Consider the following 18332-nt stretch of genomic DNA (forward strand, 5'->3'; position numbering starts at 1 on the left):
GCGCAGGGCGGTGTGCAGGACCGCGCGGTCCTCGGTCACGTTGATCTTCTCGCCGCGGAACATGGCGTCCCGGAGGCCGAACACGTCCGTGGCGGCGGCCAGCGCGTGCAGCAGCCGCAGGGTCTCGTCGGTGACGAGGTGCTTCGAGTAGTCGAGGTGCAGGTCACCGACCCGGAGCGTGTAGCCGGTGCCACGTCCGGGATCGGCGGCGAACAGCTCCCGCAACCGGACCTCGCCGAGCTCCTCACGGTGCTTGGCCAGAGCGGTCCACTCGGGCGTCTGGTTGAGCCTGGTACGGCCGTCTGCGTTCATTGCGACTTCAGCCTTCTTTCCTACCGACCTGGGGGCCGGTTCCAACCTAATTGATCAGCCCGTGGCGCGAGCCGTCGTCGCGCCGTCCTGCGGGGCAACAACAGGTACGTCCGGCTTGACCCCAGGTATCAGTGCGATGACCGACAGGACGAAGAAGGCGGCGGTGAGCAGGGCCGGTGTGTTCAGGCCCCAGGCCGTGGCGGCGGCACCGCCGAGGAGGGCGCCCAGCGGGGCCCCGGCGACGGCCAGGGTGCGGAAGGCGGAGCTGACCCGGCCCAGCATGTCGGCGGGGGCCCGCTGCTGCATCAACGTGGTCGTGTTGACGTTCCACAGCATCCCCATGAAGCCGAAGGCCGCGAGGGCCGCCACCACGGCGGCCAGGCTCCGCACACTGCCCATGACGACGAGGGCGGCGATCTGTACGAGGCCCGCGAGCAGCACGCTCCGCAGTGGGCGGAGCCGGGCCGTGATCCGCCGGTTCAGGACTCCCCCGGCCAGGCCGCCGACGGAGTACGCGGTGGTCGCCACCGCGTATCCGGCGGTGCCCGCGTCCAGCCAGCCGGTCACCAGAATGACCAACGTGGCGATCAGAGCGCCCATGCCGATGTTGCACAGGGCCGTCGCGGCGCACAGCCCGCGCAGGGGCCGGTCGTGCCACAGGGTGCGCAGTCCGTCGGCGATCTCCCCGCGCAGTGTGCCGCCGGCCGGTCTGGGCGCCCGCTCGGGTGCCCCGGCCCGCAGGGAGGCCACCAGCGCGGCGGCGAGGAGGAAGGTCCCCGCGTCGGCCACGAAGGGGACCGCCGCCCCCGCGGCGATCAGCAGGGGCACCACGGGTGCCCCGATCAGGCCGCCCGCGATCTGCTGGCCGGTCATCAGCCGGGCGTTGGCGCTGCTGAGCGCCGCGCGGTCGACGAGGGCCGGCAGCAGGGCCGTGGAGGCGTTGTCGAAGAGGGTCTGGAGCGTGGTCAGTGCGAAGGCCAGCGCGATGAGCAGGAGGATCGACGCATGGCCGAGGGCGACGGCCGCGGCGAAGGCGGCGACGAGAAGGGCGCGGACCGCGTCCACCGTCCACATCGCGCGCCGCTGGTCCACCCGGTCGGCGACCGCGCCGCCGAGCAGCCCGAAGACGATCCAGGGCAGATAGCCGCAGGCGGTCACGGAGGCGATGAGCAGGGGCCGGTCGGTGAGCGAGACGGCGAGCAGGGGCAGGGCCGCACCTCGCAGTGCGTCCCCGAACCGTGAGATCACGGCGGCGCTCCACAGCCGCCCGAATCCCCCGTGCCACGTGGGCACATGACTGCCCGTCACCTCGACCGTCGTCACCACTCCCCCTCACGGTTCGCCGATGCACAAACCGTAGAGGGTGCCACTGACAACCGGTCCGGAGGCGGGGTCGGCCACCGGCTGGCGAAACAGCTCCGGCCAGACACCTTGTGGGCGTCCGGCCGGTTCAACTCCTAGATTTCTCCCCGCAGTTTGGCGAGTGCCTCGGCGAGGATCGCCTCGCCGTCCGCGTCGCTGCGCCGCTCCCGTACATACGCGAGGTGCGTCTTGTAGGGCTCGGTGCGCGGCGGGTCCGGCGGGTTGTCCCGGTCCTGTCCGGCGGGAAAGCCGCAGCGGGGGCAGTCCCAGGTGTCGGGGACCTGCGCGTCGCTGGCGAAGCTGGGCTGCGTCTCGTGCCCGTTGGAGCACCAGAAGGAGATGCGCAGCCGGGGCGCGGACTCGCCACGCTCGGCCTCGCCCATCGGCCCCGCCCCGACCCGGCTTCCACGGATCGCGTTGCCACTTGCCACGGTCGTAACTCCCTGCGTGATGGTGCCGCGAAGCGAGTCGGCGTTTTCGCTCCGTTGCGAGCGCCTCAGTCTACGTAAGGCCCAACGCGCGTCCAGTGGTTGGAGTTACAGCCCCTACACCTAGACGCAAGCCCCATGATAGGCCGCGCTCAGCGGCGCGTACCGAACATGGGGCCTTACGTACGGAATGTGCGAAGGAACGTGCGGTCAGTTCGTCTTCATCAGCAGGCCGAGCACGACGATGCAGGCGAACCAGAGCAGACCGAGCACCACGGTGATGCGGTCGAGGTTGCGCTCGGCGACCGAAGAGCCACCGACGGACGACGCCATGCCGCCACCGAACATGTCGGAGAGACCGCCGCCCTTCCCCTTGTGCATCAGCACCAGCAGCATCAGCAGCAGGCTGAAGACGATCAGGGCGATCGAGAACCCCAAAACCACGGCTGGACCAACTTCCTCGGATACGGACGGACGACGGGGACATGGCTGTGGAGCCATGTCCCCGCAAGGGTACGACGGATCGCCGCTACGGCCTACTCACGGTCTCACTGATCGCGGAAGCGCACGATCTTGACGAACTCGTCGGCGTCCAGCGAGGCACCGCCGACCAGGGCGCCGTCGACGTCGGGCTTGGCCATGATCTCGGCGACGTTGCCGGACTTGACGGAGCCGCCGTACTGGATGCGGACCTGGTCGGCCAGCTCCTGGGTGTACAGCTCGGCGAGCTTGCCGCGGATGGCCTGGCAGACCTCCTGTGCGTCGTCGGCGCCGCAGACCTTGCCGGTGCCGATGGCCCAGACGGGCTCGTAGGCGATGACCACGGACTCGGCCTGCTCGGCCGGGACGTCCTTGAGGCCGCCCTCGACCTGGGAGAGCGTGTGGGCGACGTGGTTGCCCGCCTCGCGGATCTCCAGTTCCTCGCCGACGCACAGGATCGGGGTGAGGCCGTGCTTGTAGGCGGCCTTGACCTTGGTGTTCACGATCTCGTCGGTCTCGGCGTGGTACTGGCGGCGCTCGGAGTGGCCGACGGCCACGTACGTGCACTTCAGCTTGGCCAGCATCGCTCCGGAGATCTCGCCGGTGTAGGCGCCGGAGTCGTGCGCCGAAATGTCCTGGGCGCCGTACTTGATCTTGAGCTTGTCGCCGTCGACCAGGGTCTGCACGGAGCGCAGGTCGGTGAAGGGCGGCAGGACGGCGACCTCGACGGCCTCGTAGTCCTTGTCCGCGAGGGCGAAGGCGAGCTTCTGGACGTGAGCGATGGCCTCGAGGTGGTTGAGGTTCATCTTCCAGTTGCCCGCCATCAGCGGCGTGCGCGTGCTCATGTAGGTCAGTCCTCCAGTGCGGCGAGGCCGGGGAGCGTCTTGCCCTCGAGGTATTCGAGGGAGGCGCCGCCGCCGGTCGAGATGTGTCCGAATGCCGTCTCGTCGAAGCCCAGGATGCGGACGGCGGCGGCGGAGTCGCCACCGCCGACGACGGTGAAGGCCTGGGAGTCGACGAGGGCCTGGGCGACCGCCTTGGTGCCCTCGGCGTAGTCGGGGTGCTCGAAGACGCCCATCGGGCCGTTCCAGAAGATGGTGGCCGCGTCGGCGAGCTTCGAGGCGTACAGCGCACCGGTCTCGGGACCGATGTCGAGGCCCATGTGGTCGGCCGGGATGGCGTCCGCGGCGACGGTGACGGGGTTGGACGGGGCCTTCGTCTTCAGGTCCGGGAAGGCAGTGGCGGCCACGACGTCCACGGGGACGACCAGTTCGACGCCGTTCTTCTCGGCGCGCTCGACGTACTCGGTGACGGCGGGCAGCTGGTCGTCCTGGACCAGGGAGGCGCCGATCTCGTAGCCCTTGGCCTTGAGGAAGGTGAAGGCCATGCCGCCGCCGATGAGCAGCCGGTCGGCCTTTCCGAGGAGCTGGTCGATGACGGCGAGCTTGTCGGAGACCTTGGAGCCGCCGAGGGCGACCACGTAGGGCCGCTTGACGTCCTCGGTGAGCTTCTTCAGGACGCCGACCTCGGTGGCGATGAGGTAGCCGGCGTAGTGCGGCAGCCGGGCCGGGAGGTCGTACACGGAGGCGTGCTTGCGGTGCACGGCGCCGAAACCGTCGCCCACGTAGATGTCGGCCAGGGCGGCGAGCCGGTCGGCGAACTCGCCGCGCTCGGTGTCGTCCTTGGAGGTCTCACCCGCGTTGAAGCGCAGGTTCTCGATGACCGCGACCTGGCCGGGTTCGAGGCCGCGCACCGCGTCGTGGGCGGCGGGGCCGACGGTGTCCTGGGCGAACGCGACGGGCGCGCCGAGGAGTTCGGCGAGTCGCTCGGCGGGCTGGAGCAGGGAGAAGGCCGGGTCCGGGGCGCCCTTGGGGCGGCCCAGGTGCGAGGCCACGATCACCTTGGCGCCCGCCTCGACGAGGGCCTTGACGGTGGGCAGTACGGCGCGGATGCGGCCGTCGTCGGTGATGAGGCCGTCGGCCAGCGGGACGTTGAGGTCGGCGCGGACGAAGACCCGCTTGCCGTCCACACCTTCGGCGAGAAGTTCGTCGATCGTCTTCATGAAAAGGGCTCCTAGGGAAGGCTCTCAGGCTCTTCAGGCTCTTCGGATCCGAGAGGGCTGATCGATCACTACGCAGTAGCCGATCGATCTCTACGCAGTACAGGGCTCGGACAGCGCGGCGTGCGCTGCCCGAGCCCTGGCTCACATCGAGTTGCCTGGTCCGGGAACTAGAGCTGGCCGCCGACGAAGACCGTGAGGTCGACGAGGCGGTTCGAGTAGCCCCACTCGTTGTCGTACCAGCCGAGGATCTTCACCGTGGTGCCCTCCTGGACCATGGTCAGGGAGGAGTCGAAGGTGCAGGACGCCGGGTCGCTGACGATGTCCGAGGAGACGATCTCGTCCTCGGTGTACGCCAGGTAGCCCTTGAGGGGGCCGTCCTCGGAGGCCTTCTTGAACGCGGCGTTGACCTCGTCCTTGGTGACCTCGCGCTGGAGGGTCACGACCAGGTCGGTGGCCGAGCCGGTCGGGACCGGGACGCGCATCGCGATGCCGTCGAGCTTGCCCTTGAGCTGCGGGAGGACCAGGGCGGTCGCCTTGGCGGCACCGGTCGTCGTCGGGATGATGTTCTCGGCGGCGGCGCGGGCGCGGCGCAGGTCCTTGTGCGGGAAGTCCAGGATGCGCTGGTCGTTGGTGTACGCGTGGACCGTCGTCATCAGGCCCTTGACGATGCCGAAGTTCTCGTCGAGAACCTTGGCCATCGGCGCCACGCAGTTGGTGGTGCAGGAGGCGTTCGAGATGACGTGGTGCTGGGCCGCGTCGTACTTGTCCTGGTTGACGCCCATCACGATCGTGATGTCCTCGTCCTTGGCCGGAGCCGAGATGAGGACCTTCTTGGCGCCGCCGGCGATGTGCTTCTCGGCGTCGGCCTTCTTCGTGAAGATGCCGGTCGACTCGATGACGATGTCGACGCCCAGATCGCCCCACGGGATGTCCGCGGGGTTGCGCTCGGACAGCACCTTGATGGTGTGTCCGTCGACGGTGATCGTGTCGGCGGTGTGCGACACCTCGGCCTTGAGTCGGCCCAGGATGGTGTCGTACTTCAGAAGGTGAGCGGTGGTCGCGGTGTCACCCAGGTCGTTGACAGCCACGATCTCGATGTCAGCACCCTGCTCCAGCAGCGCGCGGAAGTAGTTACGACCGATGCGGCCAAAGCCGTTGATGCCTACGCGGATCGTCACGAACCGATCTCCTCGTTGGTACGCCGGCTCAGTGCCGGCGAGTTGTATGGGATGTCCCCGACCGCCTACGACCCTACCTCCCTGAGCCCTCCGTGGTGACATCGAGATGCCCCATACACCGCAGGGCGGTCCGTACCCGCCAGTAGGGGTACGGACCGCCCTGGATGTTCATGACATCGTCACACCGAGTCAGCTCTTCAGAGCCGCCAGTGCCTTCTTGAGCAGGGCCGCGCGGTCGGCGGTCGAGGTGACCTGCTCCAGACCGAAGCCCAGCAGTACGGTCCGGTCGGTGGTGACCGCGCCGTACGTCTGGAAGAGGGCTCCGGTGCGGGTCCAGTCGTTCAGGACCGCGGGGCTGCCTGCGGGCGGACCCGTGACGGTCCAGGCACCGAGGGAGGTCTCGAAGCCCTCGGTCTGGGTCGCCGTGCCGCCCACGACGAGCGAGGTGTCGTCGGCGAGGACGCCGTGGCCGCCGGTGCCCGGGTCGGTGATGTAACTGATCGAGACGTCCACGGACTTGCCCGCGTAGGCGCTCAGGTCGAAGCCGACCTGCTGCCAGCCGTTGGAGGCGCCGGTGAGGCTGTTCCACGAGCCGGTGGTGCCGGTCGCGGTGCAGCCGCTGCTCGCGACCGTGAGGTAGTGCTTGAGCCAGGGGTGCTCGGCGACCAGGAATCCGGCCTCGCACTCCGTCGGTACGGCGGTGCTGGTGGCGCCGCCCACCTCCGGGAGCGTGGTCCAGTCGTCGGCCCCGGTGGTGTGGATCTCGACCACGGCGTGGTCGTAGCCGGGCTCGGTGTCCCACAGCAGCTCGGTGCGGAGCGTGGGCTTGTCGGCCGCGCTCACCCCGGTGAGGTCGATGGTGCGGGTGAGGCGCTTGTAGGCGTCGTCGGTGTGGACGGCGGCGGCCATGTAGGAGCCCGCGTAGGGCCCGTACGGGTTGACGGTTCCGGCGAACTTGCCCGCCCCCGCGCTCGCGAACTGCGGGTACGTGGTGGGCGACAGCGAGTCGGAGGTGACGCTGTAGGTGCCCGCCCGGTCCAGCGGGTTGCCGGGCGCGCCGCTGAGCGGTCCGGTGAAACCGTCGAGCTTGCCGGAGCCGGTGAAGCCGGTGGCCCCGGGGGTGGACGTACGCGAGTAGGCGCCCAGGTAGTACTGGCTGAAGTCGTTCGAGGGGGTGCCGTCGGCCAGGGCGACGAAACCACCGGCCTGTTCACCGGCCTCGATCAGCTTGCCGCCCTCGTTGAGGAAGGCGCGCAGCTGGAGCTGGGTGTCGTTGCCCGGTCCGGCCGGCCCCGAGTAGTGGACGACCGTCTTGAAGTGGTCGAGCACACCGAGCGCGTCGGGCGCGCCCTGGGTGGCGACGTCCCAGACGATCGCCTTGCGGCCGTTCGCCTTCAGCGCGTCCACGTATGCCTGCGCCTGGGTGGCGGCAGCGCCCTCCTCGGCGACCACCAGGGTGTCGGCGGCCGGCCGTTGGGCGACCGTGTACGTGAAGTGGGCGCTGGAGGTGGGCTTCCCGGCCTTCGTCCTGCCGGTGAACCACACCTCGACCTTGTCGCCCGGGTCGCCGTCCTTGACCTTGGCCCGGTACTCGTCGAAGTACAGGTTGTCGTCCCCGCCGTAGGTCTGGCCGCCCTTCCACGCCTTGAGCGCCATGTCCTGCGTACGGCCGCCGTTGACGCGGTACTTGAGCTCCTTGTCGCGCACGGACTTCCGTACGACGACGGAGACCTCCTGGTCGGCGCCGCGCGAGTACGACGTCGCGAAGCTGGCCGGGGTGAAGTCGGCGGCGCTGAGGCCGACGGACGACTTCGGCTGGTCGGGGTGGACGGCCGTCTCGGCGACGGAGAGCGCGAAGGGGATGTTCTTCGCGAACTCGTCCTGGATCAGCTTCTCGTCGTCGGGGAAGTTGAAGACGGACTGGCAGTCGGCCGCGTTCCAGGCGTCGTTGGAGTCGATGTTCGACGCGGTCTGGCAGGTCGACATCTCCGGGGTGAACATCGACATGCCGTTGACGTTCGACGCGTGGCCGTCCGCCTCGCCGTTGGTCGTGTACAGCTCCGAGGAGACCTGCGAGTGGTAGCCGGGGATCGCCGGGTTGTCGGGCGTGCCCGCGAGTGCCTTGTAGAGCACGTCGTCCGGGGTCGGCGTCGCGACCTGCCAGCCGACCCCGTAGAGGAGGAGTTCGGCGGCGGAGTGGTAGTTGATGCCGTAGGTGAAGCCGATCCGCTTCTCGAAGTTGTCGAGCGCCTGCGTCTCGGGCTCGGAGGCGGGGGCCGTGCCGCGGTAGGTCTCGCTCGTCGGGTTCGGGGACGAACCCTCGTCGTCGTAGCCCCACTTGTAGGCGAAGTTGCGGTTGAGGTCGACGCCGTCGCCGGTGGAGATGGTGCCGTCGCCGTTGACGTCCCGCAGGTTCTTGCGCCACAGGCGGGTGTCGGAGTTCTTGAAGGTGTAGTCGTAGCCGTCCGGGTTGGCGGAGAGCACGAACCACAGTTCCGTGGAGTCGACGATCTTCTTGATGCGCTTGTCGGTCTTGTAGTTGTCCAGGTAGTAGTGCATCAGCCGGCGGGTCATTTCCGGTGTGATCCACTCGCGCGCGTGCTGGTTGGACACGTACAGCACCGAGGGCTTGGAGCCGTCCTTGGTCTTCTTCGCGTTCTTGGTCAGTTTGAGCGCGAGGATGTCCTGGCCGTTGATCGTCTTGCCGATGGACTCGACCTTGGTGAGACCGGGGTTGGCCTGCCCGGTCCTGACGATCTCCTCCTTCAGGCCGCCGCTTCCGCCGTACGGCCGGAACACGCCCTGCGCCGCGTTCTCGACGCGCGTCTCGGCCTTCGCCGAGAGGGTGTGCTCGGTGAGGTCGACGCCCTGCTTCTCCAGCTTCTGGGCCTGCTGGTCGGTCAGATAGACCTCCACGGAGGTCTTGCCGGCGGCCGAGAACTGGTTGTCGCCGAGTTCGTGCGCGTCCTGTCCGGCCTTCAGAAGCAGGGGTATCTGCTTCTGGGTGACGTCGGCGTGGAAGACCTTGACCTCGTCGGGGTCGGCCTTCGCGGAACTCCCGCCCTGCGCCTGGGCGACGGGTGCGATGCTCGCCCCGGCCATCAGGAGCGCGCCGACAGCGAGGATCGATCTCGCTCTGTGTCTCATGAACCCCCCTTGCGACTGTCCGCCACAGCAGCGAACAGTTGCCAGGCTCATGACACTTCATGATCGAGTCAAGGGCGCGCATCGGGACGGTCAAACGCCGGGTGGGGTCCAAGGAGGCGTCCGCACCGGCGTGTTGAACCGGCGCCGCGCCGTCGGCGAGCGGTGCGAGGCAGGGGCATCTATCCGAGGAAGCGTGACACCCCTCTCGGGAGTGTCACGCTTCCTCGACTCCATACGTCCCCGACCCGCTCCGACCGCTCGTCAGCCGACCATGTTGTCGGCCATCTCCTCGGTGATGCTGGACTCCGTGCCCGGGATACCGAGGTCCTGGGCCCGCTTGTCGGCCATCGCCAGCAGGCGGCGGATACGGCCCGCCACCGCGTCCTTGGTGAGCGGCGGGTCGGCGAGGGCGCCCAGCTCCTCCAGGGAGGCCTGCTTGTGGTCCATGCGCAGCCGACCGGCCGCGGCGAGGTGCTCGGGGACCTCGTCGGCGAGGATCTCCAGCGCGCGCTGCACACGGGCGCCGGCGGCGACGGCCGCGCGGGCCGAGCGGCGCAGGTTGGCGTCGTCGAAGTTGGCGAGACGGTTCGCCGTGGCGCGCACCTCGCGGCGCATCCGGCGCTCCTCCCAGGCCAGCACCGACTCGTGCGCGCCGAGCCGGGTGAGCAGCGCGCCGATCGCGTCGCCGTCACGGACGACCACCCGGTCGACCCCGCGCACCTCACGGGCCTTCGCCGCGATCGAGAGCCGGCGGGCGGCGCCGACCAGCGCGAGCGCGGCCTCAGGACCCGGGCAGGTCACCTCCAGGGAGGAGGAGCGGCCGGGCTCGGTCAGCGAGCCGTGGGCCAGGAACGCGCCTCTCCAGGCCGCCTCGGCGTCACAGGTGGCCCCGGAGACCACCTGAGGCGGCAGGCCCCGGATGGGGCGTCCACGGCCGTCCACGAGCCCCGTCTGCCGGGCCAGCTGATCGCCGCCCGCGACCACCCGGACGACGTAACGGGAGCCGCGGCGCAGTCCGCCGGGCGCCATCACGATCAGTTCGGAGCTGTGGCCGAAGATCTCCAGGATGTCCCGCTTGAGCCGGCGCGCCGCCATCGCGGTGTCCAGCTCCGCCTCGATCACGATGCGCCCGCTCACCAGGTGGAGGCCTCCGGCGAACCGCAGAATGGCGGAGACCTCCGCCTTCCTGCAGCAGGTCCGGGTGACGGGGAGCCGGGAGATCTCATCCTTCACCGCTGCCGTCATCGCCATGGGCCGATCCTTCCATGCATCCGAAAAATACGGTCGTACGCGGCGGCCAACAGCTCCGGGTCGTGCCTTGGAGTTCCGTCCGGCCGGGCCACCGGCGCCAGCTCGACCGCGGCGCCGAGCCGCTTGGCGGCCTCGGTGAGCAACGCGCGATCGGGCACGGCGGCCTCGTCGGCCAGCACCACGTCCAGGGCGAGTTTAGGGGCGTGTCGTCCCAAAACCTCCAAATGACGCTGCGGGGAGAAGCCATCGGTTTCTCCGGGCTGCGGAGCGAGGTTCAGGGAGAGTACCCGGCGCGCCTTCGTCTCGGTGAGCGCGTCGAGCAGTTCCGGCACCAGCAGATGCGGGATGACCGACGAGAACCAGGAACCGGGACCGAGCACCACCCAGTCCGCGTCGAGCACGGCGGCGACGGCCTCGGGCACGGCCGGCGGGTCGTGCGGCACCACGTGCACGGACTGCACCTCGCCGGGTGTGAGCGCCACGGTCGCCTGGCCCCGCACGGTGTCGACGTCGTCGGGCCGCTCCGGATCGTGCCCCTTGACCAGGGCCTGCAGCTCCAGCGGTACGGCGGACATGGGCAGCACGCGCCCGTGCGCGCCGAGCAGCTTGCCGACCAGGTCGAGAGCCTGGACATGGTCCCCTAGCTGCTCCCACAGGGCGACGATCAGCAGATTGCCGACCGCGTGCTCGTGCAGGTCGCCCTTGGACTGGAATCGGTGCTGGATGACCCGGGCCCAGGTCTGGCCCCAGTCGTCGTCGCCGCACAGCGCGGCCAGCGCCTTGCGCAGGTCGCCCGGGGGCAGGACGCCCAGTTCGTCGCGCAGGCGTCCGCTGGAGCCGCCGTCGTCGGCCACGGTGACGACGGCGGTGAGGTCGCCGGTGATGCGGCGCAGTGCGGTGAGCGAGGCGGACAGGCCCATGCCGCCGCCGAGGGCGACCACCTTGGGCTGGGTGCCGCGCCGGCGGGGCTTGCCGCCACGGGCCTCCACGGGCCTGGTCGTACGTCCCTCGGGCACCGCTCGGCGCAGCCGGCCGAGCCGTGGGCTGCGTCCCGTCATTCCCGTCCCATGTCCCGGTGTACGACCACCGTCTCCACGCCTTCGGCCACGAGCCGCGCGGCGAGCTTCTCCGCCGTGGCGACCGAGCGGTGCTTGCCGCCGGTGCAGCCGATCGCGATCGTCACGTACCGCTTGCCCTCACGGCGGTAGCCGGCCGCGATGAGGCGCAGCAGCTCGGCGTACCGGTCGAGGAACTCCTTGGCGCCGGGCTGGTTGAAGACGTACGCCGAGACCTCCTCGTTGAGGCCGTTGAAGGGACGCAGCTCCGGGATCCAGTGCGGGTTGGGCAGGAAGCGCATGTCGGCGACGAGGTCGGCGTCGACCGGGAGGCCGTACTTGAAGCCGAAGGACATGACGGTGGCCCGCAGTTCGGGCTCCTCCTCGCCGGCGAACTGGGCGTCCATCTTGGCGCGCAGTTCGTGGACGTTGAGGCTGGAGGTGTCGATGACGAGGTCGGCGTCGCCGCGCAGTTCGCGCAGCAGCTCGCGTTCGGCGTCGATGCCGTCGACGATGCGGCCGTCGCCCTGGAGGGGGTGGGGGCGGCGCACGGACTCGAAGCGGCGCACCAGGGCGTCGTCGGAGGACTCCAGGAAGACGATCCGCCGGGTGACGTTCTTGGACTCCAGGTCGGCGAGGGACTCACGGAGGTTGTCGAAGAAGCGCCGTCCGCGTACGTCGACGACGACCGCGATCCGCGCCACGTTGCCCTGGGAGCGGGCGCCGAGCTCCACCATGGTGGGGATCAGGGCGGGCGGGAGGTTGTCGACGACGAACCAGCCGAGGTCCTCCAGACACTTGGCGGCCGTGGACCGCCCGGCCCCGGACATGCCGGAGATGATCACCAGCTCGGGGATGGCCGCCTCGGGCACCCCGCCGGCTGTCGTGCTGTCCGTACTCACCTGTGCTCCGTCGTCCTGGACCGCCTGCTGCGAGGCCTGATCCTCGCTCGTTTCCTTGTGCGTCCGATCTCGGCCCGCTGTGGGCTGCTTGTCCTGCTCGGTCATGTCTCCTGCCCCCGTCGCTCGTCCGGGGCGCCCGCGGGTACGGGCTCCCCCGGTGCACCCGCCGTCGTCACGGGTGTCCCGTCTTCCATGTCATCCATGATCTCTCCAGTCGCCGTGTTCACGGCGGGTGCGGCCGGGGCCGCCTGGGCGAGGGCCACCGCGATCGTCTCGGCGGTCTTGCGACCTATGCCCGGAACCTCGCAGATCTGATCGATTGTCGCGGATCGCAGCTTCTTCACCGAACCGAAGTGCTTGATCAGCGCCTGCTTGCGGGTCTCGCCGAGTCCGGGCACGTCGTCCAGGGGGCTCGCCCGGAACCGCTTGGCGCGCTTGGCACGCTGGTAGGTGATCGCGAAGCGGTGCGCCTCGTCGCGGACGCGCTGGAGAAGGTAGAGACCCTCGCTGGTGCGGGGCAGCACCACCGGGTCGTCCTCGTCGGGCAGCCAGACCTCCTCCAGACGCTTGGCGAGACCGCACACGGCGATGTCGTCGATGCCCAGCTCGTCGAGGGCCTTCTTGGCGGCGGCGACCTGGGGCTGTCCGCCGTCGACCACCACGAGCTGCGGCGGATAGGCGAACCGTTTGGGACGGCCCTCCTCGTCCTTGAGCTCGTCGCCGTCCGCCCACTCCCCCGTCTTCTCCTTCTCGGCGAGATAGCGCCGGAAGCGGCGGGTGATCACCTCGTGCATGGAACGGACGTCGTCCTGACCCTCGAAGCCCTTGATCTGGAAACGGCGGTACTCGCTCTTGCGCGACAGCCCGTCCTCGAAGACGACCATCGACGCCACGACGTCGTCGCCCTGGAGGTGCGAGATGTCGTAGCACTCGATCCTGAGGGGGGCGCTGTCCAGGTCGAGGGCCTCGGAGATCTCCTCCAGGGCGCGCGAGCGGGTGGTGAGGTCGGAGGCGCGCTTGGTCTTGTGGAGGACGAGGGACTGCTGCGCGTTGCGCGCGACGGTCTCCATGAGGGACTTCTTGTCGCCGCGCTGCGGGATGCGCAGCGACACGTTCGCACCGCGCCGGTCGGTGAGCCACTGCTGGACGGGCTCCACCGGGTCGGGCAGGGCCGGGACGAGGACCTCCTTGGGGACGGAGTCCCCGGTCTCCTCGCCGTAGAGCTGCTGCAGGGCGTGCTCGACGAGGGCCGCGGTGGTGACGTCCTCGACCTTGTCGGTGACCCAGCCGCGCTGACCGCGCACGCGTCCGCCGCGGACGTGGAAGATCTGGACGGCCGCCTCCAGTTCGTCCTCGGCGACCGCGATCAGGTCGGCGTCGGTCGCGTCGGCGAGGACGACCGCGCTCTTCTCCATGGCCTTGCGCAGAGCCTCGATGTCGTCGCGCAGGCGGGCCGCCCGCTCGTACTCCATCTCCTCGGCGGCCTCCGTCATCCGCTGCTCCAGGCGGCGGATGTACGTGCCGGTGCGGCCGGCCATGAAGTCACTGAACTCCTCGGCCAGTTCGCGGTGTTCTTCCTCGGAGACACGGCCGACGCAGGGCGCGGAGCACTTGCCGATGTAGCCGAGCAGGCAGGGGCGGCCGGTGCGGGCGGCGTTCTTGAAGACGCCGGCCGAGCAGGTGCGGACGGGGAACACGCGCAGCAGCAGGTCCACGGTGTCGCGGATCGCCCACGCGTGTCCGTACGGCCCGAAGTAGCGGACGCCCTTCTTCTTGTGACCGCGCATCACCTGCACACGCGGGTACTCCTCGTTCATCGTCACCGCGAGGTACGGGTAGCTCTTGTCGTCGCGGTACTTGACGTTGAACCGGGGGTCGAACTCCTTGATCCAGGAGTACTCCAGCTGAAGTGCCTCGACCTCCGTGGACACGACCGTCCACTCCACCGACGCGGCCGTGGTGACCATCGTGCGCGTGCGCGGGTGGAGTCCGGCCAGGTCCTGGAAGTAGTTCGCCAGGCGCTGGCGCAGGCTCTTCGCCTTTCCGACGTAGATCACCCGGCGGTGCTCGTCGCGGAACTTGTAGACCCCGGGCGAGTCCGGGATCTCTCCCGGCCTGGGGCGGTAGCTGGAGGGATCGGCCATGTTTCACACCCTACTGGCGCGGAGTGACAGCGCGGCGGGGCTGTGGACAACGACGGGCACGCCCGGCGGGACTCCGGACGGAACTCCTACCGCGACTCCAGAAAGGTGAGAACCGCCAGGACCCGGCGGTGGTCGTCGGCGGCCTCCGGAAGGCGGAGTTTGCCCAGGATGCTGCGGACGTGCTTCTCGACCGTGCCCTCGGTGACCCACAGCCTGCGGCCGATGCCCGCGTTGGAGCGGCCCTCCGCCATCAGTGCCAGGACCTCGCGCTCACGGGTGCTGAGGACGGACAGCGGGTCGTCGCGGCGCTGCGCCGAGAACAGTTCGTGCACCAGGGAGGGGTCGACGACCGAGCCGCCCTTGTGGATGCGGTCGAGGGCCTCGATGAAGTCGTCGACGACCGTGACGCGGCTCTTGAGGAGATACCCGATCCTGTGCCCGCCGGCCAGCAGTTCCAGGGCCTCTTCCACCTCGACGTACGCCGAGAGGACGAGGATGCCGGTGCCCGGGTGGCGCTCCCGGATCGTACGGGCCGCCTTCAGACCCTCGGTGGAGTGGTCCGGGGGCATCCTGATGTCGACGATCGCGAGGTCGGGCCGCTCGGTGTCGACCAGTTCCAGGAGCTGTACGGCGTCGCCCGCCTGGCCCGCCACCTCGTAGCCCACGCGTTCGCACAGGCTCGCCAGGCCCTCTCTGAGGAGGACGTCGTCGTCCGCGAGAACGATCCGTCCCCGCGCGGTCTGCTGCGATGCGTCCATCGTCTCGGCTCCCCTTGCCCGACCGGTGCCGTGCGCCGGGCACAGCCTGCCGGACCCGTTCGGGTACGGCTAGCGGGTAAGGGAATTGGGGGGACCATGACGACAAGGGGCCGGGTCCGGACGATTCTCGTAGCAGTGCCGACGCAAGCGGACCGCCCGCCCCGGGTGAGGGGCAACGGGCCTCGGGTCGGAAGGGCTGCGGGAGATGCGGCGGACACGGACGGAGCGACGACGACGGTCGGTCCGTGTCCGCCGGTACGCGGACGACACCCGGTCCCCGAAGGACTTACTGGACCCCCGGGACCCGGACACAGTGCGCGCCGAGCAGCTGCGCGCGAGTCCCTCGCGGCACGCCTGAAGCCGGACGGTCGCCTCTCCGTCCAAGAGGACCGCCCGAGGCGTACGCAACGTCACCGAGTCCACGCTCCCCCGGCCTGGACCCCCATCGCGTACGCCTCGGGCGGTCACGACTCCGTCCGGGGCAGCGGCAGCCGTACGGTGAGTGTCGTGCCCTCCCCCGGTGGGCTGTCGACGCGCAGCTTGCCGCCGATCGCCTCGACCCGGTCGACGAGTCCGATGAGCCCGGAGCCGTGCCCGAGGTCGGCGCCGCCCACTCCGTCGTCGGCGATCGTCACCTCCAGGACGTCGTCCCCGGCCCGCGCCGTAACCTGCACGAAGCTCGCGCGCGCGTGCTTGGCCGCGTTGGTGAGGCACTCGGAGGTCACGTAGTAGACGGCGACCTCCGTCTGTTCCGGGAGGCGGCCCGGAGGCAGCCGCAGGTCGAGTTCCACCGGGACGGCCGAGCGGCGGCCGAGCGCGCGCAGGGCGGGGCCCAGACCGCCCTTGGAGAGGATCGCGGGGTGGATGCCGCGCGCGACCTGCAGCAGGTCGGTGAAGGCGTCGTCCAGGCCCTTGGCCATGTGGTCGAGTTGCTCGGCGAGTTCCTCCGGCTGCTCGTCCAGCATCGACTGGGCCGTTCTGAGGTCGAGTTGGAGCGAGACGATCCGCTGTTGGACACCGTCGTGCAGATCGCGTTCGATACGGCGCCTGGAGGCGTCCCCGGCGGCCACCACGCGCGCGCGTGACGCCGTGAGCTGGTCGCGGCTGTCGGCGTTGGCGAGGGCGGTGGCGACGAGTTCGGTGAAGTCGGCGAGCCGGGACTCGGTGCCCGGGGGCAGTGGTTCGGGCCCGGTGGCGGTCGCGACGACGGCACCCCACAGCCGGTCGTCCACCACGATGGGGGCGCCCACCGAGCAGCCCACGCGCGCGGGGCGGGCGGTGAGTGCCACCTCCTCCGCAGCCGCCGTCGCGGCCGTGTCGCTCTCGGCAGTGGGCCCGTGGGCTGAACCGAGGACGGTGGCCGTCCCGTCGGCGCCGTAGCGCAGAACGGCGGCCGAGCCGCTGCTCAGGACCTTGCCGACCTGGTCGGCGACTTCGGAGAACACCTCGTGCGGTGGCACCCCGCGCGCGACGAGGGTGGCGACCCGGCGCAGCGCGGTCTGTTCGCGGGCGGCGCGGCGGCTCTCGGTGACATCGCGCGCGGCGGCGTAGATCAGGCCCTCTCGGGTGACCGGGCGGGCGCTCCACTGGAGCCAGCGTTCGGTTCCGTCGTCCCGGAGGAAGCGGTTCTCGAACTCGTCCAGTGCGACGCCGCTCGCCAGCCGGTCGAGGGCGGCACGCGTGCGTGCCCGGTCCTTTGGGTGCACGAACTCCAGCCACGGTCTGCCGAGCAGCGCCTCGGCGGAGTGGCCGAGGGTCCGCTCGAAGGCGGGGTTCACGCGCTTGAAGTAGCCGTCGAGTCCCGCGATGCACAACAGGTCGAGGGAGAGATGGAAGATGCTCGCCAGTTCCTGCTCGGCCTCGTCGCGTCGCCCGTGGGCGGCCGCGAAGGACGCCATGGTGCCGTTCATGCCGCCCAGCAGCTGCGCCCAGGCCCCCTGGAAGGCGACGACGTCCGCGCGGTGGCCGAGCCGGTTGTCGTCGATCGCCGCGCTCATGGCGTTGATCTCGGCGGCGAGGCGTCCGGTGGTGACCCGCAGTTCGCGGAACGTGTCGGCGACGGCGCCGAGTTCGTCCCGGCCGGCGTACCGGATGTCGTACGACAGATCACCCTCGGAGAGCGCCCGGGCGCCCGCGGAGACCTCGCTGAGCGGGCGGGTGATCGACAGCCGCAGGGCCAGCGCGAGGACGGTGACGCCAACCAGGACGGTCAGCGACACGCTGAGGTCGCGGATCTCACGCGCGCGTGCGGTGTCCAGGTCGCGCGTGGCGTCACGGCCCAGTTCCGCGGCGGCCCGGTGCTGGATGACGCGCAGTGCCTCGATGAGTCGGGTGGAGGCGGTCAGCCAACTGTCGTACGTGGGCCAGGCGTTCCGTTTGGCGTGCGGGTCGGCGAGCGTCTCTCGGATCTTGCGGACGACGAGGCCGGGGTGCTGGAGGAGGACGACGTACAGCCTGCCCTTGAGGCCGGCGGGCGCGGTCTGGCCGAAGTCGTCCAGGAGCGACTTCTCCAGGGCGGACCAGCGGTCCGTGGCGGTGGGGTGCGGGGCGTCGGGGGCGGCGAACAGGACGGCCAGCTCGGTGCGTTCGCGTTCGGCGGCCTCGATGGCGTTCAGGAGCGCGATGTGGGCGTCGGCGGCCTGGCCCGATGTGCGGGTCGGGCGACCGGACTCCAGGGTGGCGGCCAGCTCCAGGAGATCGTTCTCGATCGTGTCGTACTGGCCGGCGAGTTGGGGCGCGGTGAGGGAGCCGGTCCCGGTCTGCAGCCGCAGGGCGCGCAGTTGACGGCTGCGGGCGTCGAGCCGGCCCGGCACGTCGAGCGGTCCGGTCCGGTCGGCGGTGTCGAGGAGGGCCGCGTGCAGGGCTCCGTCGGTGGCGTGCTGCGCCCCGGCACGTTCCTTCAGGGTCGCCGGTCCGGGACGCAGCCGGGCCTTCACTGCGGCGATGCGTTCCCTGGCGAGCGCGTCGGTCAGCGCGGTGGTCCGGAACGACAGCTCGGTCGCCGTTCGGAAGTCCCGCAGGGTCTGCGCGTCGTGCCACTGCGAGACGGCGCCGAAGGCGGTGAACGCCATCATGCCGGTCACCGGGAGCAGCACCAGGAGCATCAGCTTGCGCCCGACGCGCAGCCGGGCGAGGAAGGGGATGCGGAGGGCGGCGGTGGGCCGGGGGCGGCGCATGGCGGGTTCTCAGCAGCGGCCGGTGGGTGGGGAGTGCGGGTGGTGGTCGGTCACGTGCTCAGCCTGCCCCGAACCGG

Annotated in this window: 13 protein-coding genes and 1 pseudogene; all 14 read right to left on the reverse strand. The window is 70.2% G+C overall.

What is annotated here, in order from left to right; translation table 11 throughout:
* Positions 1 to 312: pseudogene (locus AB0I51_RS39980) on the reverse strand (glucose-6-phosphate isomerase); the annotation flags it as partial.
* Between the two features lie 54 nt (positions 313 to 366).
* A complete protein-coding gene (locus tag AB0I51_RS39985; protein ID WP_362983304.1) occupies positions 367 to 1635 on the reverse strand; it encodes an MFS transporter in 1269 nt (422 codons plus the stop codon).
* A 134-nt stretch (positions 1636 to 1769) separates the two neighbouring features.
* A complete protein-coding gene (locus AB0I51_RS39990; RefSeq protein WP_003957010.1) occupies positions 1770 to 2105 on the reverse strand; it encodes an RNA polymerase-binding protein RbpA in 336 nt (111 codons plus the stop codon).
* A gap of 207 nt (positions 2106 to 2312) precedes the next feature.
* Positions 2313 to 2546: a preprotein translocase subunit SecG gene (secG, locus tag AB0I51_RS39995; RefSeq protein ID WP_078532404.1), complete on the reverse strand. Its 234-nt coding sequence runs from the start codon at positions 2544 to 2546 to the stop codon at positions 2313 to 2315.
* Positions 2547 to 2650: 104 nt separating this feature from the next.
* Positions 2651 to 3427: a triose-phosphate isomerase gene (tpiA, locus tag AB0I51_RS40000; protein WP_362983305.1), complete on the reverse strand. Its 777-nt coding sequence runs from the start codon at positions 3425 to 3427 to the stop codon at positions 2651 to 2653.
* A 5-nt stretch (positions 3428 to 3432) separates the two neighbouring features.
* Positions 3433 to 4644: a phosphoglycerate kinase gene (locus AB0I51_RS40005; RefSeq protein WP_362983306.1), complete on the reverse strand. Its 1212-nt coding sequence runs from the start codon at positions 4642 to 4644 to the stop codon at positions 3433 to 3435.
* A gap of 167 nt (positions 4645 to 4811) precedes the next feature.
* A complete protein-coding gene (gene gap / locus AB0I51_RS40010; protein ID WP_362983307.1) occupies positions 4812 to 5822 on the reverse strand; it encodes a type I glyceraldehyde-3-phosphate dehydrogenase in 1011 nt (336 codons plus the stop codon).
* 189 nt (positions 5823 to 6011) lie between these two features.
* Positions 6012 to 8969, reverse strand: coding sequence for a M14 family zinc carboxypeptidase (locus AB0I51_RS40015; protein WP_362983308.1), 2958 nt, complete (start codon positions 8967 to 8969; stop codon positions 6012 to 6014).
* Positions 8970 to 9230: 261 nt separating this feature from the next.
* Positions 9231 to 10220, reverse strand: a complete 990-nt coding sequence (gene whiA / locus AB0I51_RS40020) for a DNA-binding protein WhiA (protein WP_019067568.1) — start codon at positions 10218 to 10220, stop codon at positions 9231 to 9233.
* Positions 10211 to 11278 carry a uridine diphosphate-N-acetylglucosamine-binding protein YvcK gene (gene yvcK, locus AB0I51_RS40025; protein WP_362983309.1) on the reverse strand — a complete coding sequence of 356 codons (1068 nt, stop codon included), beginning with the start codon at positions 11276 to 11278 and terminating at the stop codon, positions 10211 to 10213. Before yvcK ends, whiA begins: the two co-directional genes overlap by 10 nt.
* Positions 11275 to 12282: an RNase adapter RapZ gene (gene rapZ, locus AB0I51_RS40030; RefSeq protein ID WP_362983310.1), complete on the reverse strand. Its 1008-nt coding sequence runs from the start codon at positions 12280 to 12282 to the stop codon at positions 11275 to 11277. Before rapZ ends, yvcK begins: the two co-directional genes overlap by 4 nt.
* Complete coding sequence (uvrC, locus tag AB0I51_RS40035) at positions 12279 to 14321, reverse strand: excinuclease ABC subunit UvrC (RefSeq protein ID WP_362983311.1); 2043 nt, start codon at positions 14319 to 14321, stop codon at positions 12279 to 12281. The genes rapZ and uvrC overlap by 4 nt, the downstream gene beginning before the upstream one ends.
* 86 nt (positions 14322 to 14407) lie before the next feature.
* Positions 14408 to 15079: a response regulator transcription factor gene (locus AB0I51_RS40040; RefSeq protein ID WP_362983312.1), complete on the reverse strand. Its 672-nt coding sequence runs from the start codon at positions 15077 to 15079 to the stop codon at positions 14408 to 14410.
* A gap of 464 nt (positions 15080 to 15543) precedes the next feature.
* The gene (locus AB0I51_RS40045) at positions 15544 to 18255 is read right to left on the reverse strand and encodes a PAS domain S-box protein (RefSeq protein ID WP_362983313.1); all 2712 of its coding nucleotides are present in this window, start codon (positions 18253 to 18255) and stop codon (positions 15544 to 15546) included.
* Positions 18256 to 18332 lie beyond the last annotated feature (77 nt).

The sequence above is a fragment of the Streptomyces sp. NPDC050549 genome (assembly GCF_040655035.1).
Lineage (GTDB): Bacteria > Actinomycetota > Actinomycetes > Streptomycetales > Streptomycetaceae > Streptomyces.

Coding starts and splice junctions, on each gene's coding strand:
- tpiA (WP_362983305.1), bottom strand. CDS start 3,427: ATGAGCACGCGCACGCCGCTGATGGCGGGCAACTGGAAGATGAACCTC.
- AB0I51_RS40005 (WP_362983306.1), bottom strand. CDS start 4,644: ATGAAGACGATCGACGAACTTCTCGCCGAAGGTGTGGACGGCAAGCGG.
- AB0I51_RS40015 (WP_362983308.1), bottom strand. CDS start 8,969: ATGAGACACAGAGCGAGATCGATCCTCGCTGTCGGCGCGCTCCTGATG.
- whiA (WP_019067568.1), bottom strand. CDS start 10,220: ATGGCGATGACGGCAGCGGTGAAGGATGAGATCTCCCGGCTCCCCGTC.
- yvcK (WP_362983309.1), bottom strand. CDS start 11,278: ATGACGGGACGCAGCCCACGGCTCGGCCGGCTGCGCCGAGCGGTGCCC.
- rapZ (WP_362983310.1), bottom strand. CDS start 12,282: ATGACCGAGCAGGACAAGCAGCCCACAGCGGGCCGAGATCGGACGCAC.
- uvrC (WP_362983311.1), bottom strand. CDS start 14,321: ATGGCCGATCCCTCCAGCTACCGCCCCAGGCCGGGAGAGATCCCGGAC.
- AB0I51_RS40040 (WP_362983312.1), bottom strand. CDS start 15,079: ATGGACGCATCGCAGCAGACCGCGCGGGGACGGATCGTTCTCGCGGAC.
- AB0I51_RS40045 (WP_362983313.1), bottom strand. CDS start 18,255: ATGCGCCGCCCCCGGCCCACCGCCGCCCTCCGCATCCCCTTCCTCGCC.